This window comes from Paenibacillus sp. Soil750, assembly GCF_001428045.1.
Taxonomy (GTDB): Bacteria; Bacillota; Bacilli; order Paenibacillales; family NBRC-103111; genus Paenibacillus_E; species Paenibacillus_E allorhizoplanae.
Window position 1 is genome coordinate 442,510 of sequence record NZ_LMSD01000042.1, and the last position, 24,130, is coordinate 466,639.

General features: G+C 46.7%; 20 protein-coding genes. 6 read left to right on the forward strand and 14 right to left on the reverse strand.

From position 1 onward, the window contains the following. Nucleotides 1-170 precede the first annotated feature (170 nt). From ASL11_RS32775 to ASL11_RS32805, 7 genes are all read right to left on the reverse strand, one after another. Entirely contained in the window at nucleotides 171-1,163 is a 993-nt protein-coding gene (locus tag ASL11_RS32775; RefSeq protein WP_056624626.1) for an aldo/keto reductase, read from the reverse strand. A gap of 43 nt (nucleotides 1,164-1,206) precedes the next feature. Beyond that, nucleotides 1,207-2,985 (reverse strand): glycoside hydrolase family 36 protein, encoded by a 1,779-nt coding sequence (locus ASL11_RS32780; protein WP_200962496.1) that lies wholly within the window; start codon nucleotides 2,983-2,985, stop codon nucleotides 1,207-1,209. Next, nucleotides 2,982-3,356, reverse strand: a complete 375-nt coding sequence (locus ASL11_RS32785) for a cupin domain-containing protein (RefSeq protein ID WP_056624629.1) — start codon at nucleotides 3,354-3,356, stop codon at nucleotides 2,982-2,984. Before ASL11_RS32785 ends, ASL11_RS32780 begins: the two co-directional genes overlap by 4 nt. A 4-nt stretch (nucleotides 3,357-3,360) precedes the next feature. Further along, nucleotides 3,361-5,571 (reverse strand): alpha-galactosidase, encoded by a 2,211-nt coding sequence (locus ASL11_RS32790; protein WP_056624633.1) that lies wholly within the window; start codon nucleotides 5,569-5,571, stop codon nucleotides 3,361-3,363. A 24-nt stretch (nucleotides 5,572-5,595) separates the two neighbouring features. Then, complete coding sequence (locus ASL11_RS32795) at nucleotides 5,596-6,978, reverse strand: MATE family efflux transporter (RefSeq protein WP_056624635.1); 1,383 nt, start codon at nucleotides 6,976-6,978, stop codon at nucleotides 5,596-5,598. A gap of 13 nt (nucleotides 6,979-6,991) precedes the next feature. After that, entirely contained in the window at nucleotides 6,992-8,377 is a 1,386-nt protein-coding gene (locus ASL11_RS32800) for a family 4 glycosyl hydrolase (RefSeq protein WP_056624637.1), read from the reverse strand. Nucleotides 8,378-8,789: 412 nt separating this feature from the next. Then, on the reverse strand, nucleotides 8,790-10,088 hold the full coding sequence (locus ASL11_RS32805) for a sn-glycerol-1-phosphate dehydrogenase (protein WP_063795748.1): 1,299 nt from the start codon (nucleotides 10,086-10,088) through the stop codon (nucleotides 8,790-8,792). 120 nt (nucleotides 10,089-10,208) lie between these two features. On the opposite strand from ASL11_RS32805, the gene ASL11_RS32810 reads away from it, so the two are divergent. Next, nucleotides 10,209-10,922, forward strand: a complete 714-nt coding sequence (locus ASL11_RS32810) for a DUF2161 domain-containing phosphodiesterase (RefSeq protein WP_056624641.1) — start codon at nucleotides 10,209-10,211, stop codon at nucleotides 10,920-10,922. Between the two features lie 51 nt (nucleotides 10,923-10,973). On the opposite strand, the gene ASL11_RS32815 is transcribed toward ASL11_RS32810, so the two are convergent. The 5 genes from ASL11_RS32815 to ASL11_RS32835 form a co-directional block, all read right to left on the reverse strand. Beyond that, on the reverse strand, nucleotides 10,974-11,930 hold the full coding sequence (locus ASL11_RS32815) for an NAD(P)/FAD-dependent oxidoreductase (protein ID WP_056624759.1): 957 nt from the start codon (nucleotides 11,928-11,930) through the stop codon (nucleotides 10,974-10,976). A 254-nt stretch (nucleotides 11,931-12,184) separates the two neighbouring features. Beyond that, a complete protein-coding gene (locus tag ASL11_RS32820; RefSeq protein ID WP_056624644.1) occupies nucleotides 12,185-13,414 on the reverse strand; it encodes an MFS transporter in 1,230 nt (409 codons plus the stop codon). 104 nt (nucleotides 13,415-13,518) lie between these two features. Then, the gene (locus tag ASL11_RS32825) at nucleotides 13,519-14,841 is read right to left on the reverse strand and encodes an ABC transporter substrate-binding protein (protein ID WP_056624647.1); all 1,323 of its coding nucleotides are present in this window, start codon (nucleotides 14,839-14,841) and stop codon (nucleotides 13,519-13,521) included. A gap of 159 nt (nucleotides 14,842-15,000) precedes the next feature. Further along, entirely contained in the window at nucleotides 15,001-15,837 is an 837-nt protein-coding gene (locus tag ASL11_RS32830) for a carbohydrate ABC transporter permease (protein ID WP_056624650.1), read from the reverse strand. Continuing rightward, a complete protein-coding gene (locus ASL11_RS32835) occupies nucleotides 15,837-16,706 on the reverse strand; it encodes a carbohydrate ABC transporter permease (protein ID WP_056624762.1) in 870 nt (289 codons plus the stop codon). The genes ASL11_RS32830 and ASL11_RS32835 overlap by 1 nt, the downstream gene beginning before the upstream one ends. 172 nt (nucleotides 16,707-16,878) lie before the next feature. On the opposite strand from ASL11_RS32835, the gene ASL11_RS32840 reads away from it, so the two are divergent. From ASL11_RS32840 to ASL11_RS32855, 4 genes are read left to right on the forward strand one after another with little or no spacing between them, the layout of a single operon-like run. Continuing rightward, a complete protein-coding gene (locus ASL11_RS32840; RefSeq protein WP_056624655.1) occupies nucleotides 16,879-18,705 on the forward strand; it encodes a cache domain-containing sensor histidine kinase in 1,827 nt (608 codons plus the stop codon). 2 nt (nucleotides 18,706-18,707) lie between these two features. Next, nucleotides 18,708-20,336: a response regulator gene (locus ASL11_RS32845; RefSeq protein WP_056624658.1), complete on the forward strand. Its 1,629-nt coding sequence runs from the start codon at nucleotides 18,708-18,710 to the stop codon at nucleotides 20,334-20,336. A gap of 52 nt (nucleotides 20,337-20,388) precedes the next feature. Beyond that, on the forward strand, nucleotides 20,389-20,820 hold the full coding sequence (locus ASL11_RS32850; RefSeq protein ID WP_056624663.1) for a hypothetical protein: 432 nt from the start codon (nucleotides 20,389-20,391) through the stop codon (nucleotides 20,818-20,820). Further along, nucleotides 20,820-21,893, forward strand: coding sequence for a phosphodiester glycosidase family protein (locus ASL11_RS32855; protein ID WP_056624666.1), 1,074 nt, complete (start codon nucleotides 20,820-20,822; stop codon nucleotides 21,891-21,893). Before ASL11_RS32850 ends, ASL11_RS32855 begins: the two co-directional genes overlap by 1 nt. A 314-nt stretch (nucleotides 21,894-22,207) precedes the next feature. On the opposite strand, the gene ASL11_RS32860 is transcribed toward ASL11_RS32855, so the two are convergent. Continuing rightward, on the reverse strand, nucleotides 22,208-22,462 hold the full coding sequence (locus ASL11_RS32860; RefSeq protein ID WP_056624765.1) for an AbrB/MazE/SpoVT family DNA-binding domain-containing protein: 255 nt from the start codon (nucleotides 22,460-22,462) through the stop codon (nucleotides 22,208-22,210). 194 nt (nucleotides 22,463-22,656) lie between these two features. Beyond that, nucleotides 22,657-23,121, reverse strand: a complete 465-nt coding sequence (gene trmL, locus ASL11_RS32865; RefSeq protein ID WP_056624670.1) for a tRNA (uridine(34)/cytosine(34)/5-carboxymethylaminomethyluridine(34)-2'-O)-methyltransferase TrmL — start codon at nucleotides 23,119-23,121, stop codon at nucleotides 22,657-22,659. 144 nt (nucleotides 23,122-23,265) lie between these two features. Between trmL and ASL11_RS32870 the strand changes: the two genes are divergently transcribed. After that, entirely contained in the window at nucleotides 23,266-23,979 is a 714-nt protein-coding gene (locus ASL11_RS32870) for a response regulator transcription factor (protein WP_056624673.1), read from the forward strand. Nucleotides 23,980-24,130 lie beyond the last annotated feature (151 nt).

Consider the following 24,130-nt stretch of genomic DNA (forward strand, 5'->3'; position numbering starts at 1 on the left):
GACTAACTCCACTCCTATTGCCTCTCCTGCACAGGAGTTAGTCGATTTTATCGACTAACTCCAAATTCAAACTTCGTAATACCCGATTTTTAGCTTTAAATTTATACTTTCATTTATGCTAAAAATAAAAAGCACCGAGTAGACTTTAATGTCCACCCGATGCTCTTACCTTATTTACTTAAAATGCTATCGATCAGATCCAATTCTTCCTGCGTGAAATGAGGCTGCTTCAACGCTGCCACATTATCAGCCAGCTGACTCACTTTACTTGCACCAATTAAAGCAGAAGTCACTAGCCCTTTGCGAAGAACCCATGCTAAAGCCATCTGCGCAAGACTTTGCCCCCGCTCCTGAGCTAATGCATTCAAAAGACGAGACTTTGCAATCTTAGCCTCCGTAATATCCTCAGGTCTTAGGAACACACTGCCCCCCGCAGCACGGGAATCGGCCGGTATGTTTTCCAAATAACGATCCGTCAGAAGTCCCCTGGCGAGCGGACTGTAAGCGATGGACCCCACACCTTCTTTTGCCAAAATATCCTGTAGCCCCTGCTCCAACCGTCTTTCGAACATCGAATAATGGACTTGATGGATGATGAACGGAGTGCCAAGACTTTTCAGAATAGCTGCGGCTTGCGCCGTTTGCTCCGCATTATAGTTGGACACGCCGACATACAGTGCTTTGCCCTGACGTACAGCCTGATCCAAAGCGCTCATCGTTTCTTCCAGAGGCGTCTCTGCATCGAAACGGTGCGAATAATAAATATCCACATAATTCATGCCTAGTCGTTTCAAGCTTTGATCAAGGCTCGCGAGCATGCTTTTGCGGGAACCACGTTCCCCATAGGGACCATCCCACATGCGGTACCCTGCTTTCGTAGCGATAATCAGCTCGTCACGATACGGCAACAAATCCTTTTTCAATATTTGCCCAAACACTTCTTCTGCTGAGCCCGTCGGTGGACCATAATTATTCGCAAGATCGAAATGTGTAATCCCCAGATCAAAGGCATGACGCGCAAGCGCTCTGCTGTTCTCGAATAGATCGACGCCACCGAAATTATGCCATAATCCAAATGAAATCGGCGGCAGCTTTAATCCGCTCTTCCCGCTTCGATTGTACGGCATGTCCGCATATCTTCCTTCATGTGCTGCATAATTCATCGCATCGTTGACCCCCTATATTAATACTTCCGTGTTTCTAATCTTATTTAATGGAGATGGTTGCAAGACCTGACGCCGGAATCGCAAGCTTATGCATACCTGATCGCAATTCAACAGACTGTTCCTCCGTGATTTCACCACAGCAGTTGCGAATGGTCACCTGAGCTATCCCGATTTCACCTGAAACCTCTAGATAGAGTCCGTCCTGTCTTCTACCGTTCACAACGATCCACTGAGACACCGGCACAGCTGCATCAATAGGCACAATTTGCTCATGATAAGCGACGACAATCCCTCGATCCTCAAGAACCGCACGGACTAACGGATATAACAATTCCGGATTCATCGGCTCAATTAGACCATCCAGCAACAGCGTGCGATTCTCTTTCCAGAAGGCGAGCCAGTAGGTAAGCATTTTCAAATGATCAGAAGGCAGTTTATCCAAAAGGACAGAAACCTGTGGCACCGAGAATAAACAGTTAATCAACTGCAAGGCAGCGCTTTCCACGGGCTCTTCCGGATGCCACATGATCATATCGGCATGGGCTGCCGTATTTCCACAGATCAGCCTTAGATCCAGCGTTCTTACACGATTCTGGATGCTGTCGTTCGGACAATCAGAAGCGCGGAACATATTGCCGTATTTGCGCATCGCAGGACCAATGTACATTTGACGGAACTCGATCATGATAGCAGGGTTCAATTCTCTCAATCTACCAATCGAGTCCGTCAGTAAACGGTCAACAGCAGCTGGTATCGACTCATAATCCTTACCTTCCACTGTGGAAGGCAGCTGCAACTCAGGCGAATAGAACGTATCAATGAAATCAAGCTTAAAGCCGTCCAAGCCCCATTCCTTGACCGCTTTTTCATACGTATTGATGATATATTCCCGGACATCTGGATATCTCGGATCCAGCACAGCGGCTCCGTGTCCTTCATTAAATCGAAGGATTTTATCCTTGAATCGATGCCATGCCTGACTGTATTTGCCAATAAAAGGTACCGAGTACCAGAGGATAAACTTCATGCCTAATGCATGAACCGCATCCACATGCCGCTGCATGTCGGGGAATTTGCCCTCATAAGTCTCCCAATCTCCGCAATAGGCGTACCCTCTGCGGTTATCTGCGGTCTGCCAGCCATCATCTACGATGACAGCTTCCATCCCCAGCTTTTTGGCGATACGGCACTGTTCTTCGATATGGGTGTCCGTGACATTCTGGTGCATGCTATACCAAGTCGAATACATCGGTTCCTTAGCAGCCTCTGGAACGAACGCCGGACGATATTCTGGCATTTCGCTCCACCACGCTTGAACGCCATCAAGGCTTTCATAGTAAGGCACATCTCTCGTATCTACGAGGAGCTTCGCTTCATACGATCGGAAAGGCGCCGTCGTCTCTGTAAACAACTGAACACAGCAATGGAAATCGGCTGTCTCCTCACTGATGCCTCCAGAGTAATGTACCGTGTTCAGGGCATCTGAATAGGCAAATGTCATCCTATTGCGACCCCTGCTATTAAATAAAGCATAAACAGGAGCCGACGCAGCAGCATTGGAGCGCAAAGTGCGCATCCAGTCGGCCTTAAAGCTCTTATTCCGATCCTGGGCCGGATGCCAGCTGCCTTGAATATCACAGGCGGGATGCGACCAACGTAGTGTGAAGACGGGAGGCGTTGCCGCCTCCTCTGATTCCAATCGCAGTGTAATAAGATTGACGCCATCCTGCAGCTTAGTTGTTTGCAACGTGACGGTAAACCCATGATCCTCACTAGATAAATTGAAGGAATGGATATCCGTGCTTATGATTTTGTTCACACGACATCCTCCTGGTGTTGATTCTTATGCCGATTCGGGCCTGCATGACACCATACAGTGACAATTGGATCGTCTTCGCTGGAATTGAGATGATGATCCTCTCCTGGCTCAACAATCACGATATCTCCGGTAGTTACCGGAATAAACTCCCCGTTCAACTCCATCGTTCCCGTTCCCTGCAAAATAAGGAAAGCTTCACAATCTCCGTGAACATGGTAGTCTCTTCCTTCAGGACCATCATTCGTATGACTGCGTTCGCCCCGTTTCGCGAAAGACAAACCGCCTGTAGACAAATAAGCACCTGGTAATACATCCTGCAAAATGTGACCGTTCCTCTTATCCTGCAAATCACTGAAACGCAGCTTTTTCATCTTGTTATTCCTCCATTTTCAATCGGTAAAGGCGGCTTCGATAATCGCCCTTCCAGATCGGCAAATTAAGACCTACATGCATGAGTTCATCTCCACCAAATATTTCCACAGACTCATCTGGATCTCCCGCTTCATCTAGCAAATAATTATATTCTGGTGCAAGGCCCTTCAATCGTAATTTCCTGAGAGGTGCATTGGGCTCTGACAGCACTTGAAAAAAGGCGACCAGAGCTTCCTTCTTATCCTCGGAAACGAACATCCATGCCGCACTAGCTTGTTCAAAAGGGTTGATTAGTCGATAAAATTCGCCAAACTGGATCAGTGGCCGTAATTGTTTGTATAACTCGATTTGCCCCTTCACGGCTTCCTTGTCCGCTTCTGTGAAAGTGGTCAAATCAAGCTCGTAACCGAAGTTACCCGACATCGCCACATGCCCACGCATATCAAGCGGCGTCGTCCGATGCACTTGATGGTTAGGGACAGCAGATACATGAGCGCCTATCGAACTGATTGGATACACGATACTCGTGCCATATTGAATTTTCAGCCGTTCAACGGCATCCGTATTATCGCTCGTCCATGTCTGTGGCATATAGTAGAGCATGCCTGGATCGAACCGCCCTCCACCGCCGGAACAGCTTTCGAACAATACATTCGGAAATGCCGAAGTTATCCGCTCCAACACTTCGTAAAGCCCGAGCATATAACGATGTGCCGTTTCCCGCTGCCGTTCTGGCGGGAGCTGGGCAGAACCGATTTCCGTCATATTGCGGTTCATATCCCATTTCACGTACGTGATGGGACTGCTCGCAAGTATATCGGTGATGACTTTCACGATATACTCTCTGACATCTTGACGCGAATAGTCCAGAATCAACTGCTGCCGTGCTTCTGTCCTTCGCCGGCCTGGCACATGCAGACACCAGTCGGGATGAGCCCGATACAGCTCACTGTCTGGGGAAACCATTTCTGGCTCAAACCATAGACCGAACTCTAGCCCTTGCTGTTTCACACGGTTCACCAAATCCGGCATGCCTTGCGGGAGCTTGTTTCGATCAACGAACCAATCGCCGAGTGAGCTTTTATCATTGTCACGCTTGCCGAACCAACCATCGTCAAGTACAAGAAGCTCCAAACCGAGCTCCTTGCCCACTCGTGCAAGCTCTTCAATTTTATTCGCGTTGAAATTAAAATACGTGGCTTCCCAGTTGTTGATCAGAATCGGCCTGTGACGATCTCGGAATTGTCCACGGCATAACCGTGTGCGGTACAGCTTATGATATGTCCGCGACATGCCGCCAAGGCCTTCTGCCGAATAAACGAGTACCGCTTCTGGCGTTTGGAAGGTTTGCCCTGGCTCCAAGAGCCACGAGAAATCAAATGAGTTGATGCCCATCACGACACGAGTCGTACCATAAGGGTCCACTTCGGCTTGAGCAACAAAGTTACCGCTGTAAACGAGGCTGAATCCGTAAGATTCTCCGTGATCTTCATCCGCTTTCTTTGAGAGCAGCGCCATGAAGGGGTTCAGCGAGTGACTGCTAGCCCCGCGTCGGCTTTCAATCACAGAACCACCTGTGGCAAGAGGACGTCTTTCGATATGACGCTCGCGCGCCCATGTGCCAGATAAATGGAGCATATCGAAATCGCTGCGGGAAATATCGATACCGAAGCTCAGTGCGCGCAGCAGTTTGATGGACTGTTTACTCTCATTCACGAATCGAACAGACCGGGTTATTGCATCCAAATCACGAAATACCGTATAAGTGAGTATCACCTTTAATCCGATCAACTTATCACTCATTACGATATCGATACTCTCCGCTTCACTCTCATCCTCCGTATAGGTCGATGGAAGTCCCTCTAACGGTGTTTTTCCTGCGTAAATCTGGTGGGACTCATAGATCAGTTCACTGACTGTCGTGCCATCTTCCATTTGAACCTGATAGGCCGGAACTCGATAATCACTTCCCCCATATCCCGGATATTCCTGCGGCAATGTGTCCAACGACAGTGTCAGATCAGCCGGATCTGTGGATGGAGAGAAAGAGCAGCGTCGTCTCCTAGCGAGCAATCCTCCCAGATTGCTTCCCCTCACTTGGCGCCCCCAATGAACATGGGCTACATAGGTGGAGTTGATCAGCTGCATGATATAGCTTGATGACTTCCCTTGAAGATGGAAGGTTTGCGAATTCGAATCGTACACAATCCCCATTTTGACGCGTCCCCTTTGTGCGTATTAAATCTTGAGATGCTTCCAAGCCCCGCGTTTGAACCTCATATAAATTAGATTCGATCTAAGAAATTGATCACTTGCCACCGCAGTCCATAATCCGATCATGCCCCAATGGAAGACGTACACGAACAAGTAGCTCAGTACCACCCTAATTCCCCACACACCAATGAACGTCGAATATAACGGATAACGGGTATCGCCCGCCCCTCGCAGCGCGCCGCCAAGAACAAATTGCGATATTTGTGATACTTGAATAAAGCCTACGATTCGAAGAGCCCAGGCCCCTTCACGAATAATCGTCTCGTCATTTGTATACAGCCTAAGGATATACGGTGCGAACAAAATAAAAAGCGCCCCCATAAAGCCAGCCACCATCATGCCGTACTTTCGGACCTGCCACACGTATCGTTCGGCAAGATCGGGTTTGCTTACTCCTAGGGTTTGCCCAACTAGCGTTGAAGCTGCTATAGCAAAAGCAGCACCTGGCATAAACGAGATGCCAATGATGCTCGTTACAATTTGCGATGCCGCGATGGCAACAGTCCCTAATCCCGCACAAATTTTGACAAAAGTCATAATCCCTAATCGCATGATCAACTGCTCTAGACTACTTGGTATGCCAATCCTCAACATTCGGCTGATCATGACTCGATCCAAACGGCTGATTTCTGACCATCCGATACGAACCGTAAACCTCCCGCTGAACATGACAACGATAAAGCAAATCATCGCTCCGAACTGAACCACCAACGTAGCAATTGCTGCACCCGTAATGCCCATTTGCGGAAAATCCAGATGACCATAAATCAACAAGAACCCGAGGGTCACATTCATGCAGCCTGCCAGCACATTGATTATCATCGGTGTTCGGGTGTCGCCCGAGCCTCGCAGAATAGCAGATAAAGCAGATGAAATCGAGGAAAAACCGATTGAGAAAAACATGATTTTCGCATAGGTTAGTCCAACCTGAACGACCTCATCACTAGCGCCCATCAGTTGAAGCAGACTCTCCGCAAAGGTGACGCCAATCGAAACAATAAGGACAGATAGGACAGTACCTAGCATAAGCGATTGCCCAGCAGCTAAATTCGCGTCCCCCATCTTCCCCGCTCCAGTGGAACGAGCAACGATAACCGTTGTACCCGAATTCAGCGCTGCAAATAGTACGGTCAATAAGGAATAGGGTTGGCTTGTTAAGCCAACTGCTGCCACGGCAACGGCCCCGAGATGTCCGACTAGAATCATCATCACCATTTGGGTTGCATTCATGAGCAGCATTTCCGTCAAAGATGGACCTGCCAATTTGAAAATCATCCGGCGAACAGCTTTATCATCCTGCGGATTTATAGAGACGGATTCGCTGGATATCGCTGCATCTGCACTCATGGCCGACCCGCCACTAGATATTCCATCCAGGTAAGTACGCTTTTGTATTGTGCAGCATCTGATCGAATAATACTTCCGCATCGTGAATATCAATCGTCACAAGCGGATCGTTGACGAACGCTTTGAAGGCTAAGTCTTTGTCCTTTTGAAGAGCAGCCTTCAGAATAAGCTCTTGATTCATCGTATGCTGCAGGACCAGATTATTAACTTCCATCGGAAGCTCTCCCGCGTAGACCGGACGCAAGCTATTCGCAGCGAACACAGCATTCGTTTCAACAACTGCTCCCAGCGGAATACCCTTCATTTGGCCAACGTTAGGAACGTTAATATTGGTTACAAATTGCTCAAGTCCAATCAAACCTTTTAACTGCCTAACTTCCTCTTCACCTGATGTCTTGAGCGGTAGTTTCTCCTCGCCACTTAGCAGCTTTCCGTAAAAAAGCTCGGTTGCAGCATGCTTCTCGACACGACTCTGGACCGTCGTTAAGCCAAACTTCCAGGATCGCACCGTTTCTGGATCTTTCAAATACCAAGGAGGCATGAATTCCGCCAAATGCCGGTCACCTGCTGCTGCAATTACTCCATAGCGCCGAAACAGATCAAACTTCACTCGGTTCGCTGCCGTATAGGTGTTCGTAACCCAAGCATCTTTGTTATGTTCAAATCCAGAATCATAATATTTATCAACAAACTTCCGATACATCGGAAGTAGATCCATATTGTGATACGTCGCTTGATCGATCCAAGTAAAATGGTTAATACCCAACACATTCACTTTCACTTGATCACGGTGTACACCTTCAATTCCTTCCATATCACGAAGCATGCGAATCAATAACCCTTGCACGCCGAAGATTTCATGACAACAACCAATAGCTTTGATTTTAGGAAACACTTCATACAGCGTTCGCGTACAGAGCGTCATTGGATTCGTGTAATTAAACACCCAAGCATCCGGAGAATATCGCTCGATTGCTTGGGCAATTTCTACATACATCGGGATGGTGCGAAGCGCTCTGAGCAGTCCCCCTGGTCCCGTTGTATCGCCAACGGCTTGGTAAATACCGTATTGTTCCGGTGCATGGACATCGGATTCCATTTCCTCGAAGGTACCTGGAAGAATCGAGATAAAGACAAAGTCGCATCCATTCAGCGCTTCTTGAAGCGTCGGATACGCCTTGTATGTCCACTTGGATTTCGTCTCTGGATAATCAGAAACCGAATTCCCCAGCTTTTCATTATTTCTGGCTTTCCCATAGTCAAGATCATACAAACGAATCGTGCCCGATAATTGACCATCCAGCGCTAAATCGGCGATTAGATTTTTAGCCCAATACATCGAGCCGCCGCCAATATAAGCGATTTGGATATCGCTGACTTTCTCATTAGCAAATTTCATGTTACGCCTCCTTCATGATGTAGAACCGCCTAGCATTAGCTAACAGTATAGAAAACAATTCCACATTACGGGATGGCAAAAATTAAGTGGGGTTGTGATTTTTTACACTATTCACGGAAACATACTGAAAAACGCCAGCCCTCACTAGAGGACTGACGTTTATATGAAAGATGGAATATCGGTACGTTCAAAGGGAACAAGGATGCGCTATCGCGGCAAAATATAGGGAATGAACAGCGTAAGGGAACTACAGTGCACTATTTTGTTTAAATAATGTCAAAATTCATGAAAATCGAACCAATAGAGTACCTACGTTCCCCTTTAAGTCATTTTCGATCGATTTCGATGAAATAGCGCATCTAGGTTCCCCTTCAACCTTGTCATGCATCTCCTCAACCCATTGACTCTGTGCTTACAGCAGCCGCTGTAAGCGCAAGATCGTAAACCGGTTGCGCACGAACAGCGCATCCTTCAGCGACGCCTCTACCAGCGCTGGCTCCACACCCAGCTGGTCTGGCGCTACCGGCCCCTGCACCGCCGCGAGCCACGCAGCAAGCTGCTCTGGCGGCGGAACCGCCCGGGCGATGCTGAGCACATCGCCCCAATGCATCGCGATGCGCGCTTGCAGCGCAGCCGCACCCCCACCCATCGCCGACGCGTTCTCGGCGATGATGGCTTCGGCCATGGCCCCGTAGGCCGCCCGGATGCGTTCCGCATCCGTCTGCGCACTCGGGGCCTGCCCATGCGCTAGGCGCGCAGCGGCCTCGTCGGCCGTGAGCGCAAGCAGCACCTGGTAGCGCTGCGCCATGAGCACGGTCGCGACGCCGACCTTCGCGCCGTGCAGCAGCGCCCGACGGCGCTGCTGCAGAAGCACCATCTCCCAATAATGGGAGAGATGGTGCTCTGCCCCGGAGGCCGGCCGGGAGTGGCCGACCAAGAGCATGGAGAGGCCGGATAGGATCAGGCCTTCCATCAATCGACGCATGCCCAGCTCAGTGCGCTGCGCAATCTCTTCCAGATGTGCGGTGCACAGCTCCACCGCCTCCAAGGTCAAGCGAGCACTCAGCTCACAGTAGTGCTCATCCAGCAGCACGCGGCCGAGTGACCAGTCCGCGAGCGAGGTATGCTTGCCGAGCATGTCGCCGACGCCAGCTGCAATCATCGCTTGCGGCGCTGCAGCAAGCAGCCCCAAGTCAGCGAAGATCGCCTCCGGCGCTGAGCAAGGTATCGTCGTCTTGAAGCCACGGACGATGAGCGGAGCGCCAACAGAGGCAAACCCGTCAACTGATGGTGCTGTCGGTACGGAAAGGAATGGCCGATTTGTACGATGACTAACGAAACGCACAATGTCATGGAGTGTGCCTGATCCCACAGCGATCAAAACCTTGGATGTCAGTGATGTGTCTAACATCAACTGAACGATAGCTTCTTCATCAGCAGCTACTTCCCCCATACCGTTCTCGCGAATGACACAAGTCCCTACCTTCACCTGACCGTCTTCCAACAGAGAGCGTAGCTTGTTACCAGCCACAGCATACGTATTCGCATCCGCAACAAGCGTTATTTCTTCATAACCAGCTTCCCTCACATAATCCACAACAGTTGCTAAAGCATCTCGTTCTATGACAATACGGCGAATCGGAATCTCGTGCTTTTGCCCACAGGCACACGTAAACCTTTTACCTAACCATTCATTTAACAACTCACTCATATCTCTCATCTCCTAACCTGTACGTACAAGTTATTCTCCCACCTATTCTATCGCAACCTATGCTATAATAAAAGCCATTCTATCAGACTTTTTGCGCGAAAAGAGGAGAAAGAGACCCTCATGCCGATCCAGACCGAAACGGAGCTATATGCACCGATTAAAAACTTCTTCGAGCAGCGTGGCTATACTGTCCGTGGCGAAGTTAAGCACTGTGATTTAGTAGCAATTCGAGGCGATGAGCCCCCAGTTATTGTTGAATTAAAAAAGGGATTTAATATCCCGCTTCTCGTTCAAGGCATTGAACGTTTGAAGCTCACGCAAGACGTGTATGTAGCCTTCGAGCTGCCTAACAAAGGAAAAGCCCCCCACCGTTTACAATGGGAGGATATTCGTCGACTTTGTCGCATGCTGGGGCTTGGCGTTTTGACAGTCCAATTCTACAAACGCAAACAGCCCACAGTCGATCTCGTCTGTGAGCCTACTCCTTATACTTTACGCCCTAACAAGAGGGCTTCCGGCAAGCTAATGACCGAGTTCCATGAGCGCAGCGGTGACTATAACGTCGGCGGCAGTTCTCAGCAGAAGCTAATGACCGCATACCGAGAGAAATCGTTGCACTGCGCTTATCTGATGCAGCAACACGGTCCACTCAGCCCACGCAAGCTGCGCGAGATGACCAGCAATATGAACGTGAGCTCACTTCTGCAGCAAAACTACTATCGTTGGTTCGTCCGACAAAGCCGTGGTATCTATCATCTCACCCCCGGCGGCGAGAAAGCCTTAGTAGAGTATGCGCACGTAGTTACAGCGTTCCCTAGCGTATCTGTCCCATAGTTTATATAGGTTGAACCCAAGTTTCTCCTTGAGGAAAATAGAGTTTTGCCATCACCTTAATAGCCCTACCCCAACCCGATGAACATTCGCCTCTTCGTTCATTCTTAGCAACGCCTTGTTGATCCAGATGGCCGCCTGTGAGCCTTCCCCCATCGCAATCGTCACTTGCTCCGCATGAACGCCAACATCGCCAGCCGCCCAGACGAAAGGAACACTCGTCATTTTACTGCGAGGATCGGTCATCACATGCCGATTCTCCATACGTTCTGCACCAAGCTGACGAGCCAGATCCGATTTCACTTCATTCCCACCAAACGCAATAAAGCCTCGTTCCGCTTCAAGGCGTCTCCCATCTTTAAGCACAACTCCCTGGAATCGTCCGGGCGAATCCACCAGAACCTCTTCAAGATCTTCCGTTAAATAAGTGATGCCTTTCTTCTTCATTTCCATTAGATACTCACTTTTCACGGCCCGATGCTGATGATTCACATACGTCATTTGCTCGGTTCGATGACGGAGCTTAATCGCCATCGCTGCCCCTGCATCACCAGAACCCATCACTAGCGTATTTCGATCTTTGATCTCATATCCGTCGCAATCGGGGCATACATATACCGTTAACCCTAAGCATTCTTTCAGGTTCGGGAGTTCAGGCATCCGATCCATTAAACCTGTTGCCAGTAGAAGCGTTCTCGCTTCATAGCCTCGGCCACTTTTTCCCCATAGCTCAAACCCATCACCGATTCTTCCTTTGGCGACAGCCTGAACAATTTCATCTTGGACAAAAGCAACCCCTAATCGCTCTGCTTGCAGCCTGCCTACACGTCGCAGCTCTTCCCCCGATATCCCATCTGGCCAACCTAAAATATTATGATAGCTCTTGCATAGGGTCGAACGGCCGTAGCCTGCGTCAACGACAAGTACCTTATGCTCATATCTGCCTAATTGAATCGCCGCTTGAAGCCCTGCAATGCCTCCTCCGACGATCAGATTATCTACTTTCTCCATCTGCACAATGCCCCATTTCTCCAATTCACTACCATCTAGGATAACCGAATTATAGGGCAATCATCCTTATAGTGGTTGTCCACTTTTGATCACGAAGCATTCCAAGAAGCGTATTCGACATCGAATATTGAATTCAGCCGGAAATTCCGGTGCTCACGTAGCTTCCACTACACTACGCTCAGCTCCTCATTTCCTATCTTCTTTCAATCTCCTCGGTGCTGAAAACTGGACTTGTTGAACTTGCACTTATATCCCTACCGATTCTTAATCGACCAAATCAAGCCAAACTGCGTCAAAGCAGCTATCAATAGAATCCATGGAATAAGACCCCCATTCAAATCACTTCCAAAGGTAATGAGAACAAGAATGGAAATAACCCGACCCACATTTAAGAAAAATTCCCGGACAACCACGCTTTCTACCTTTAATTCCCCCTTAAGAGGAAGTCTCGAAATTAGGCTATAATAGAAACCCGTCATGGTATTCCCTTGCAGTGGTGCAAAGATGGAGTACAAAATCATAAAGCCAACCACAGACCACACATTCAAACTTCCTATAATACAGGAGACCCCAACGAGGTAACCCACTGTCGAAATGGTCAAATACATCCTTGCCCTGCCCGCATTAGCGTACTTCGAAATAAAAATCCCCATAACGATACTTAAACTCGAATAGAGGACACCGAGATAGCCGACCAAATCTTCCCGCGGCAGTACTTTGAATAAGAGAATGTTCGGTAGAAACAACATCGTACCCTGCAGCAAGCCCATACCGAAGAAGCCAAGCAGCGCATTCGACCACTCTTGCTTTTTCTTCATAATGAGCCCCGTATATTTCAAATAATACACACGGTGATGCCCGCTTGACGCCTTAATTTTCAATGAAATAATCGCGGCCAATAAAAACATGAAGAAAGCAATGGAGAAGACGATGGTGTATCCGCTTAACCCTTCTTTCAATCGAATGATGAAACCAGCAAGTGCTGGTCCTGCAAGCGTAGCCGCTGTGAAGAACATCATATTGAAAGCGAGATAGCGAATCCGATTCTGCTCCGTCGACACATCATACATCAATGTTAAATAACCGACCCAGTAGAAAGCGCCAGCTAATCCATTAAATATGGCAAAAAGCACATAATAATCGACCAACCGCTCCCCAGCAATACTCACGCTTAAATAGAAGAGACCGATCAGAACAATACCTAGCCGGTACGCGACCATACGATCCTTCTTCTTAATCATATACCCGCCAATGGCGAACCCAATCGGTGTTAAAATGTATACGATCATGCTGTAGGTTCCATTCACGACAACACTATGCGTTAACCGCCACAAATATAAATTGAGAAACACCCCTGACATGGAAGCACCGAATTGAAAAATGGAATGAATAAGTAAAGAAATAACAGCTTCGCGTGACAGTCTTTTCTCTTGTGGAAGCGTATTCCCTCTGCTCTGCAACCAAGCTCTGATAGTAAGATTCATGGTAAACCTCCAGTCCTCTTCATTGTAACAGCCATTGCAACATCTGTTAAACAGCAAAAAGCCCCAGCATTCACGCTGAGGCTTGATGTACGTCTAGATTCGGGTTACTTCTTAAGGCTATCCCATGTTTTCTGGAATTCTTCCAACATTTGATCCTTCGTATACTTCTTAGCAACATAACCTTGCATGATATCGCCGAATTTCTTACTGGATGCTTCTCCACCTGGGAATTTGAACCAGTTCCAGCTCAATGTTTTGCCAGCTTTGCTGTAAGAGATAATGTCTGCTGCTAATGGTCCAAGTACTTTCTCGTCAGCAGGAATGGATTTGAAAGCAGGGATAAACTTGAATTCATCTGTGATATATTTCTTACCGATATCGGAGCTAACCATCCAGTTCAGGAATTTCTTAGCTTCGTCTTTAACAGCAGAGTTTTTGTTGACTACCCAGTTATTTGGTACACCTACGAACAACTTGTCGTTCGCTGTTGCATCATCACTGATCGGCATTGGCAAGAAGCCAATTTTGATGTCTGGGTTTGTTTTCGTAATTTGAACTTGTGTCCAGTTACCTTGTTGCGTCATAGCCGCTTTACCCGTTGCGAAATCCGTTACTTGTGTATTGTAGTCGGTTTGCAGAGGGTTTTTGTTGCCATATTGCAATTGCAGGTCGAATAATTTCACCCATTGGTTGAACACTTCGTTGCCAGTAATTTTCGCTGTACCTTTGTTCAAGCCATCGATGAACGCATTCGGATCCTTTTGATAAGCAAATGGAAGGTTCACGAAATGGTTTCCAAGTACCCACCACTCGGCATAGCCTGTTTCAAAAGGAGTGATGCCCGCATCTTTCAGCTTTTTAGCTGCTGCTTCTAATTGAGAGAACGTTTTTGGAAGCTCTGTGATACCTGCTTTGGCGAAAAGATCTTTATTGTATTGGAAGCCGTAACCTTCAAGGTTAAGTGGTTGACCGTATAGTTTTCCACCTTTGGTCATTGGCTCTTTCGCAACGTCTACAAGATCTTTCACCCAAGGTTGATCGGATAGATCTTCCAAGTTATCGATCCATTTATCTAGATCTGTGAAACCACCGTTGTTGAAGATATCCGGTTTGTCTCCTGCGTTAAACTTCGCAAGAAGTGCTGCACCGTAGTCAGCTCCACCGCCGACTGTGTCGACTTGAATTTTGACATTCGGATTCAACTTCTGATATTCTTGCACCATTTTACCCAGCTGATCTGCGATCTCAACTTTAAACTGGAAGATTTTAATGGTAACTGGCTTGCCGCTAGCAGCAGGCGTTGTTGTCGCTGTTGATGCACCCGTAGTTGGAGCAGGAGTCGCTGTCTCGTCTTTTTTACCGCAACCAGCTGCTAATACGGATAGGGATAATACTGCTGCCACTGAAACCATTGTTAATTTTTTCATTTAGGTAATGCCTCCCTTTAACTTGTTTCTTTATTTGAACTCGCTTACTTGTTCTTGCCTTGCTTCCTTACATGATTCATTGTAAACACTTACATCCTGGCTTAACACCGAGTATATTGAACATAAAGGTGGAATATCTTGAACATATTTGCAATTCTGTCATCCTTTTACTGAACCCGCTGTAATCCCTTCTACAATGTGCTTCTGTAAGAACAAGAAGAAAATAACGATCGGCAGTACGCTTAATGTTAATCCAGCAAGCGCTAAATCCCATTGTTTCGTATATTGTCCAAAGAACGAGAAGGTAGCAAGCGGAATGGTCCGCAGCTCCGGATTTCCAAGTACGAGAGAAGGAAGTAGATAGTCATTCCAAATCCATAAGCTGTTTAAGATGATGATGGTAATCGACATTGGCTTAAGCAGTGGAAATACAATTTTCCAAAACACGCCATATGCTGAGCTGCCATCTACTTTGGCTGACTCTTCAATTTCGAGTGGAATGGATTTGATGAAGCCATGGTACAAGAACACATTTAAGGAAACGCCGAATCCATAATAACATGCAACCAATCCCAGCTTACTATCCATAAAGCCAACTTGGCTTGCTACACGAACAAGCGGGATCATGATCGACTGGAATGGAATCACCATGGCAGCAACGAAAGCTAAGAAAACAAGATTATTGAATTTACTTGCTCTTCTCACCATGCGGTACGCCGCCATTGAGGAGATGACTACGAGTCCTACATTACTCAAAACCGTAATGAACAAAGAGTTGAAGAACGCCTTCGGGAACTTCATAATACTCCATACTTTGGTGTAGTTATCTAGATATAAAGAGCTTGGCAGCTTCGCCGTATTCGCCGCTAATTCAGGAAACGTTTTTAAGGAATTCGCGATGACGAAGTAGAACGGAATCAAGAACAGTAAGGCAACTAGAATGCCAAGAACTTCAAGAGCAAATAATCGGCCTGTATATTTTTTGACGGAAGCCATTAGACCTCAACCTCCTTGCGCTTGGTGTACATCACTTGGATGGTTGAAATGATGGCAACCACGATGAAGAATACGAGAGCTTTGGCCGTACCTAAACCATACCGATTATTACGGAAAGCCTCTTGATAAATATTGATGGAAACCGACTCTGTGGAATTGAATGGCCCGCCTTTGGTTAAAGAGAAGTTCAAGTCAAAGATTTTGAAAGACCACGAAATCGTCAAGAACAAGCACACGGTGACCGCTGGCATGATGAGTGGCACGATGATGCTCCGCAGTACTTGCAAGCGGGATGCGCCATCGATATATGCTGCTTCCAGCATATCCTTCGGAACATTCGACAAGGCAGCTATGTAAATAATCATGAGATATCCAGCGCCCTGCCACACACTAACGATTACGATTGCCCAGAAAGCTGTCGGTGAATCACCTAACCAAGGCAGTTCGAAGAAACCGATATGCGTGAGATTTCCAAGAGTTGCAAACCCTTTTACAAAGATAAACTGCCAGATAAAACCGAGCAATAAACCACCAATTACGTTGGGCATAAAAAAGATTGTGCGCAACACATTCCTTGTTTTCAGCGATTGCGTGAGCAATAACGCTAATAAGAAGCCTACAAGATTGGTTAGAATCACGTTCGTCACGGTCAAGCGTGATGTAAAGTTAAAAGCATTGCGATAATCCTTATCATGGAATAGGATTTGCTTGAAATTCTCAAGTCCATTGAAGGTTACTTTGGTTGTTACGCCATTCCATTCGGTAAACGAGTAATAGATGCTCATCAGAAATGGAATCAAGACCACGATGCCAAAAAAGACTAACGCAGGTCCGATAAATACCCATTGCTGAAGCCATCCGGAAAGCATTCTTTTTGTTTTCACTGGGAAGTCCCCCTTACCATTCTGCTACTGTACTCCAAGTATAGAGTGCCGCAGTACCCCAAAACACAGACGATGGTGACGCATTAGGTGGAATTTGTTGACCTCTCCTGCTACAATGTAGGGGAAAATCCCAATACAGAAACCGAGCTGATGAAGCGTGATACGACACAGTATTCGTAATAAATTGATCTTATTTCTGCTGATTGCCACTCTTGTGCCCTTCCTCACCTCACTTGGCGTCTCCTATTTCTTCACCAAACAGAAAGTGACTGAAGATACGCTGACCAACAATTCCGCCCTACTCTCACAAGGTAAAACGAATCTCGTGAACTATCTAGATGGGGTGGTTCAGGCCTCCTCCACCATTTACACAGGTAGGAATATTGCTGAGCTAGGCCAATTTTATGAGATCATTCAAACGCAGCCCGAGATTAACTATCAGAGCGATAAAGTGATCAAAAGCGGTCTACAGGTCATGTCACATTCGGTTAAAGAAATCAAACAAATTTACCTGTATGCCTCCGTTAGCAACAGTTCTTTCCTTACCCACAATGACATTCAAGTAAGCATGGCGGGTAAATACGAGGGACTGCAGCCGTTCCCTGCGGGCAAGCTTGTGTATTTCGAAATCAAGCATCAGAACAATTTGTATGGCATGTCACTCTCTGCATATTCTAACCCAACGCCAGTTATTTCTATGCACCGCAACATCATGTACTCACCTAGTAATCAATCTATTGGTGAGCTTATTATTGATTTGAATTTGGATCTCGTTTCAGATATTTCACAAGGCCTATTCACTCATGATCAAGAGGAACTCTACATATTAGATGAAACGGGGCGTATCGTATTCGGTCCAGATCCAAGCAAATGGGGACTTCAATTAGATGGTAATTGGGGGGATGAAGCTGTGCACAGTACCCTTGACAAAGGCAGCTATGAATGGTCGAAAGGTGCTTTTGCAGGGATTAATATGTATGAGAAAATGCGTACAGACTATTTGAACTGGACGATTGTAAAGCGTCTTCCGTATGAACAGCTCACCAAGAACGCTCGCCAATTGACTTTCATTAACGCCCTCATCCTTTCTTTTTCGATGTTGATTGTCATGGCTGGCACGGTGTATATTAGCATCCGTTTTACGGCTCCTATTAAACAATTGATTCGTTACATTACACGCATTCAAACGGGACAAGCTGGACTAGGTGATCATCAGAGCGACATTGAGTTGACCAGAACCGATGAGATGGGGATCCTCGCGAACCGCTTCCATGGGCTCATGCAGGATTTGAATCAAATGGTTATGCGCGAATATCGACTAGAGCTAGCGAATAAATCGAATCAGTTGATGGCGCTGCAGGCGCAAATTAATCCACATTTTCTGAATAATGCCTTACAATCGATCGGAACATTGGCCTTGCAGCATGAAGCACCTAAGATCTACACCCTCATTAATTCGTTAGCTAAAATGATGCATTACAGCATGAACACGAATGAATCTGTCGTTCCTCTTCGCAAAGAAATTGATCATATTAAAGCGTATTTGGAGCTGCAGAAGCAGCGTTTTGAACACCAATTTGATATTGTTTATGCGATTGAAGAAGGAACTGGGACCATTTCTATTCCTAAAATGATTCTTCAACCGCTTGTCGAAAATTATTTCAAGCATGGTTTTAAACCTAGCCATTTGCAAGACGTCGGTCTGTTACACATCGAATCGGAGAAGCTGACTACCCCTGAGGGAGACTACTTGAAGCTTACCGTGGCGGATAATGGTATCGGGATGACGGAACAACGAATTCTTGAAGTCCGTAGTCGACTGAAAGCACCATCCGTTGCGGATGATTCCTGTATCGGTTTACGCAACGTCCTGACTCGCATCCAGCTCTATTTCAATGATGATGCAACTTTGGAGATTGACCATGTCCATCCCCACGGCGTGCGGATTGTCATCCATATTCCGATGAAAAAGGGAGTTACCTGATTATGAAAGTACTACTCGTAGATGATGAGAAGCACGTGCGCGATGCCATCCGATTACTGGTGAATTGGAAGCAATACGGGATCGATACCATACTAGAAGCGTCCGACGGAGAGGCAGCGACTGCCTTGGTAAGTAGTGAGCATCCCGAGATTATTATGACCGACATGATGATGCCTATCATGAACGGAGTCAAGCTTCTTGAGTGGCTGCATCGCCATGCGCCTGACGCCAAGACGATCGTCATTAGTGGTCACGATGACTTCTCTTTACTGCGACACACCGTGAAGTATGGTGGAACGGATTATATTTTGAAGCCGATTGATCCAGATCAGTTGAACGAGGCTTTGGACAAAGCGATTCAAACTTGGCTCAAAGACGAGGAGCAGCGGCATGCCAACCGCGAACTGAATATCGAGGTTAACCAATTTAAACCTATTTACTGGGATAAGCTGCTTTCCGCGTTAATTGCCGAACCTTCCACCTACGAACCAGTGGCTGACCAGCTGGAGCGTGAACTTCACTTATCCAGAAGTGTTGCAACTTGTCGTGTTGCGATTCTCTCTTTAGATACTATGGAAGCTAGTATTAAAAATAAATTCAGTCAAAATATTGATCTTCTCCTCTTCTCACTGATTAATATTTGCAATGAATTTCTTGTTCCGCATAAGCGCGGCTACGCCTTCCGACACTTGCATAATTCGAATGAAATTGTGCTCTTCTTATGGTCGGCTCCATCCGTAGCAGAAGAACTGTTGGCAACGATTAATGACGGCATTCGCACCGCCTTACATGCCCGTGTAGATTTCGGGATTGGGAGTAGCCACAACTTCCCTAGTCATTTGAAACTATCCTATCAAGAAGCGCGAGATGCCCTGCGGCAACGTAACCTAACAACCAAAGAAACGTGGATTCATACGAACTGGCTCCCGAGCAAGGGATCCCAGCAAACGTTGACTTTTCACCAATTTGAGGAGCAAATTCATCTAGCTCTGCGCAGTGGGAATGTCGAGCAGATTCAGGATATTGTTCAGATCTGGATTGACGCCATCAAGAGTAGTGATGTCATTACGCCTGCTCAGCTTGAGCATTGGTGGGGAGAATATCGGGTTATGATGCGCCGCTGGATCCAGCAATTAATACCGGATAGCCGTGAGGAAGACATACAGCCGCTGCTTCTTGAGGATAACGCAGCCTCGATTATTACGCTTGACGAGAAAGGCATTCTGTCCCTTTCCCTCTGGCAGCAAGAGCTGACACGCAGCCTCATTCAAGTATCCAAGCTCCATTTGGAGAGCCAACATAAAGATAACAATGTGATTTTCGAAATCGCTAGCTTTCTAGAAAAGCATTATCATGAAGATATTTCGCTTGCGGATATTGCCAGCCGTTTCTATCTGAGCCGCGAATACATCTCCCGTAAATTCAAACAGGAGTTTAGCGTCAATCTCTCTGATTACCTAGGACAAATTCGAATGAGTAAGGCCAAGGTACTGCTCTGCAATCCTAATCTTCGCATTTCTCAGGTTGCTGAGATGGTTGGTTATCAGGATGAGAAGTATTTCAGCAAAGTTTTCAAAAAAATGTCGGGCATGACCCCGGGTGAATATCGAAAAACAGCGAATTCTATCTAAAGTTCCGAGAAAATAATGGAATATGCTATACTAGTAGTAAGAGGTGATTTTCATGAGTATGCCCATTGAGAGCGCAACGGCGAATTCTTTTCCCCGCACGTCGAAAGCAACCCGGGTCAAGAAGAAAACGTATGTCTTCCTATTCGTGGGTTGGGTCATGCTGATCGCAGTCGGAGTAACAGCTACGATGATGTACACTGAACATCTGAGGCAACAAATATCGACCGATATCGCACAGCAAACCCAGCAGCAATTACAAGTTGTTCAGCAAGATTATCAGAAGCAAGTCTCTGAGTTGAAGGATAGTGTCTCTACCGATATGAAGACTTTGCAAGCCAAGGTAGATTCATTGAATGAATTACTGGCATTCACCAAGGATAGCGCTAACAGCAAGACCGATAATAGTAATCAACTTTATACCCAACTCGCAGACGTCAAGAAGAAGCTAGATGAACTGACCAAAAATCTGGATGTGTTGAAATAATGACAGCGAATTCGATTCAGCAAATCAATCGTGTTATGTTGCTAGCCTGCGCACCTTTTCTAGGTATGCTGATTTGGCTGCTCTTCGTCTCCCTTCATATTTCCATCCCAGTGAAATCGTCAGTTGTTTCAACACCGATCAATCTTGCACAAGAGACGACCAGTTTAAACAGCCTGTTGACACAGGCGAACAATGACGCGATCCAAACGAAAACCGTTATTCAGCAGTATTTCCAGCTGTACGAGAAGAGCACGGCAGAAGTTACCGCTATGCTCCAAAGCGCAGCTTCCCAAATCGCCAAACCCGGACTTATCTATGACGCACGGATTACAGCTAAGCTTGGCAGTCCGATCCGCCAGGCCACTTCTGGCAATATCGATATTCAGCTATTCGCTTTGAATGAAAAAAATTATTCAGGTTATGCTCTTAAAGTGAACCTCAAAAGCGATAAAGCGATCAAGCTCGTACTGGGGAATGATAAGCTCGGCTCCAGTGAAACGACATTAGCCGCAGCTTCGCGCTACGGCGCAGTTGTTGGCATTAACGCTGGCGGATTCGCGGATGATAACCGTGGAAAACGCTATCCGCTCGACACGACGGTGATGAATGGGAAATATGTGAACGGCTTCTTCCCCACCAACAATGACACAGCCTTCATCGGCTTGAACAAAGATCGCAAGTTGATCGGCGGCAAGTTCAGCTCGCAATCGGAGCTCGATAAGCTGAACCCGTTGATGGGTTCAACCTTCGTCCCTGTGCTGATGAAAAATGGCAGCAAGACATCCATTCCTTATCAATGGCAAAGCTCTCCAGCACGAGCAGCGCGAACCGTGATGGCTAACTATAAGCATGACCAACTCTTATTCCTTGTCACAGATGGCTACGATGAGAGCGGCAATTCTGGCGCTACGCTTGCTGAGCTGCAGGATAAAATGCAGCAACTAGGCGTCGTGGATGCTTATAACTTGGATGGTGGCGGCTCGACAACGCTTGTCTGGGGTGGCAGCGTAATCAATCGCCCATCAGATGGCAGACTGCGACCGCTTGCTACGAACTTTTTGTTTTTCAAATGACCCAAATTATTCACACAATATTCGTTTCTTTTTTGGGGATGGTTGGGTATAATAAGCCTTAACTATGTGCAAAAATGTTCTTTAACCCTATAGGGAATACTTACGAAGTCAGTTTTCTGCCGAAAACTTTTAGGAGGTGCAGCAATGTTCGGTTTATCCACAACATTTTGGCTCGTTAATTCCGTTTTTCTATTATTTATCGTCGCTATGTTGACGGCTTCCTATAACGAGGACAAAACAAAAGGCCTTTAAGCCAAGAAAAAAAGCATCGTCTTCTCCAGTTGGAGAAACGATGCTTTTTCTTTTTTTAACTACTAGGCTCTCGCCTTAAGCAGGTTCATTTCAGTTACGCAAACGCCGCAGATATAACGTTCTTTGAATTCACTGACACTTTCCATGCTACCGCAGAACACACATTTCGGACGATATCTCTCGAGAATGATATGGTCACCCTGTACAAGAATTTCAACAGGATCTCCCTCGTTCATTTGGTATCGCTTTCGTAACGATTTAGGTAATACGATTCGTCCCAATTGATCGACTTTACGTACGACTCCAGCTGGCTTCATCATAGGACTTCACCTCTCTTTTCCCAGACGTTTTCTACACTTCCGGCAATTTCACATCGACCAACATTTCCATATCGAGCTTACCGATACTATTCGCCGTGAATCATGAAATTCCTTCTGCTAAAGCCCCAAAAACTTTCTTTTCTTGTCAGAAATGTCGGTTGAGCGACAAAAAATATAGGTCATGAGCCTCCCTACTCAAGACCTATAAATCCCGTTTGACGTAATCCCTCATATAAAATAATAGCCGCAGAGTTGGAAAGATTTAATGATCTTACCGCGTCTGACATTGGCAGCCGGATCAAGGTGTCCGGATGCTGACGCAGCAGCTCCTCTGGCAGTCCTTTGGTCTCTTTACCAAACACGAAGAAATCGCCATCTTGGAAGGCAAAATCAGAGTAACGTTTGCTAGCCTTCGTCGACGCAAAGAAGAATCTATGCCCCTCATACGCTGCCATAACTTCATCGAAAGAATCGTGGTAGTGAATCTTCACAGAATGCCAGTAATCTAAGCCAGCTCGCTTCAGGGTCTTATCATCGGTGTCAAAGCCAAGGGGTCTCACCAAATGAAGATGAGCACCTGTTGCCGCACATGTGCGAGAAATATTGCCTGTGTTCGCAGGAATCTCGGGTTCTACTAATACAATATGAAAAGCCATCTTTATTCATTCACCTCATTCTCTATCCTATTATAACCTGTGCCCGATTGCAATTTAACACTGGGTTAACTTTATCTTAATATCGCGATGATAGTGGTACGTCATACTAGAGTTATCCTTCATTAAAAAGGAGCCTTGCTAACAATGAAAAAAAAGATATTAATTGTTGATGACGAACCTTCCATCTCCATGCTCATTGAATTCAACCTGAAGCTTGCCGGTTTCGAGGTACATTGTGTATTCGACGGAGAAGCTGTCTTTGGTGCCATTCAATCATTCCGCCCCGACCTCATTGTCCTTGATCTTATGCTGCCCAAAATGGACGGCTTACAGGTATGCCGCAAGTTGAGAAGTCAGAATAACCTCGTACCCATTATTATGTTGACGGCCATGCAAGACCTTACGGATAAAATAGCTGGTCTGGACAATGGTGCAGACGACTATATGACGAAGCCCTTCTCACCGCTCGAGCTCGTCTCCCGTATTCAAGCGATTCATCGTCGTATCCAGACCCTGCCTTCTACGACGGAAGAAGCACCGATTGCCATCGGCCAAATCTCCGTCAAAGCCGAGCAACGCGAAGTGACAATGAATGGCGCACCTATCGAGCTGACTCCGAAAGAATTTGAACTGCTTCTTTTCCTCTGCAAGCATCGTGGGAAAGTGTTAAGTCGACAACAACTGCTTCACGGCGTGTGGGACTATCACTTCCTTGGGGATACGCGCATCGTTGATGTCCATATCTCTCATCTCCGTGATAAGATTGAGCAAAATGCCCGTCACCCTGAATACATCATGACCATCCGCAACGTCGGCTATAAATTAACGGAGCCTGTTATTAAGGAGTCTTACGCTTAAGTTTAGGACTCCATCAAGCAGAACAGAAAAAAGCCTCATCCACATAGTGAACTGTGACCCTAATTGTGGACGTTTTAAAAGAAAGACCCCATGGCCTAATTAGGCCGCTAAAAGGTGACTTCTGAATTCATCAGGAGTCATCTTTTTTAAT

Excerpts from the sequence above, each read along its gene's own strand:
- ASL11_RS32800 (WP_056624637.1), bottom strand. The coding sequence starts at position 8,377 with ATGAAATTTGCTAATGAGAAAGTCAGCGATATCCAAATCGCTTATATT.
- ASL11_RS32810 (WP_056624641.1), top strand. The coding sequence starts at position 10,209 with ATGCCGATCCAGACCGAAACGGAGCTATATGCACCGATTAAAAACTTC.
- trmL (WP_056624670.1), bottom strand. The coding sequence starts at position 23,121 with ATGGCTTTTCATATTGTATTAGTAGAACCCGAGATTCCTGCGAACACA.
- ASL11_RS32825 (WP_056624647.1), bottom strand. The coding sequence starts at position 14,841 with ATGAAAAAATTAACAATGGTTTCAGTGGCAGCAGTATTATCCCTATCC.
- ASL11_RS32830 (WP_056624650.1), bottom strand. The coding sequence starts at position 15,837 with ATGGCTTCCGTCAAAAAATATACAGGCCGATTATTTGCTCTTGAAGTT.
- ASL11_RS32775 (WP_056624626.1), bottom strand. The coding sequence starts at position 1,163 with ATGAATTATGCAGCACATGAAGGAAGATATGCGGACATGCCGTACAAT.
- ASL11_RS32850 (WP_056624663.1), top strand. The coding sequence starts at position 20,389 with ATGAGTATGCCCATTGAGAGCGCAACGGCGAATTCTTTTCCCCGCACG.
- ASL11_RS32785 (WP_056624629.1), bottom strand. The coding sequence starts at position 3,356 with ATGAAAAAGCTGCGTTTCAGTGATTTGCAGGATAAGAGGAACGGTCAC.
- ASL11_RS32795 (WP_056624635.1), bottom strand. The coding sequence starts at position 6,978 with ATGAGTGCAGATGCAGCGATATCCAGCGAATCCGTCTCTATAAATCCG.
- ASL11_RS32835 (WP_056624762.1), bottom strand. The coding sequence starts at position 16,706 with ATGCTTTCCGGATGGCTTCAGCAATGGGTATTTATCGGACCTGCGTTA.
- ASL11_RS32805 (WP_063795748.1), bottom strand. The coding sequence starts at position 10,088 with ATGAGTGAGTTGTTAAATGAATGGTTAGGTAAAAGGTTTACGTGTGCC.
- ASL11_RS32820 (WP_056624644.1), bottom strand. The coding sequence starts at position 13,414 with ATGAATCTTACTATCAGAGCTTGGTTGCAGAGCAGAGGGAATACGCTT.
- ASL11_RS32815 (WP_056624759.1), bottom strand. The coding sequence starts at position 11,930 with ATGGAGAAAGTAGATAATCTGATCGTCGGAGGAGGCATTGCAGGGCTT.
- ASL11_RS32860 (WP_056624765.1), bottom strand. The coding sequence starts at position 22,462 with ATGAAGCCAGCTGGAGTCGTACGTAAAGTCGATCAATTGGGACGAATC.
- ASL11_RS32845 (WP_056624658.1), top strand. The coding sequence starts at position 18,708 with ATGAAAGTACTACTCGTAGATGATGAGAAGCACGTGCGCGATGCCATC.
- ASL11_RS32855 (WP_056624666.1), top strand. The coding sequence starts at position 20,820 with ATGACAGCGAATTCGATTCAGCAAATCAATCGTGTTATGTTGCTAGCC.
- ASL11_RS32790 (WP_056624633.1), bottom strand. The coding sequence starts at position 5,571 with ATGGGGATTGTGTACGATTCGAATTCGCAAACCTTCCATCTTCAAGGG.
- ASL11_RS32870 (WP_056624673.1), top strand. The coding sequence starts at position 23,266 with ATGAAAAAAAAGATATTAATTGTTGATGACGAACCTTCCATCTCCATG.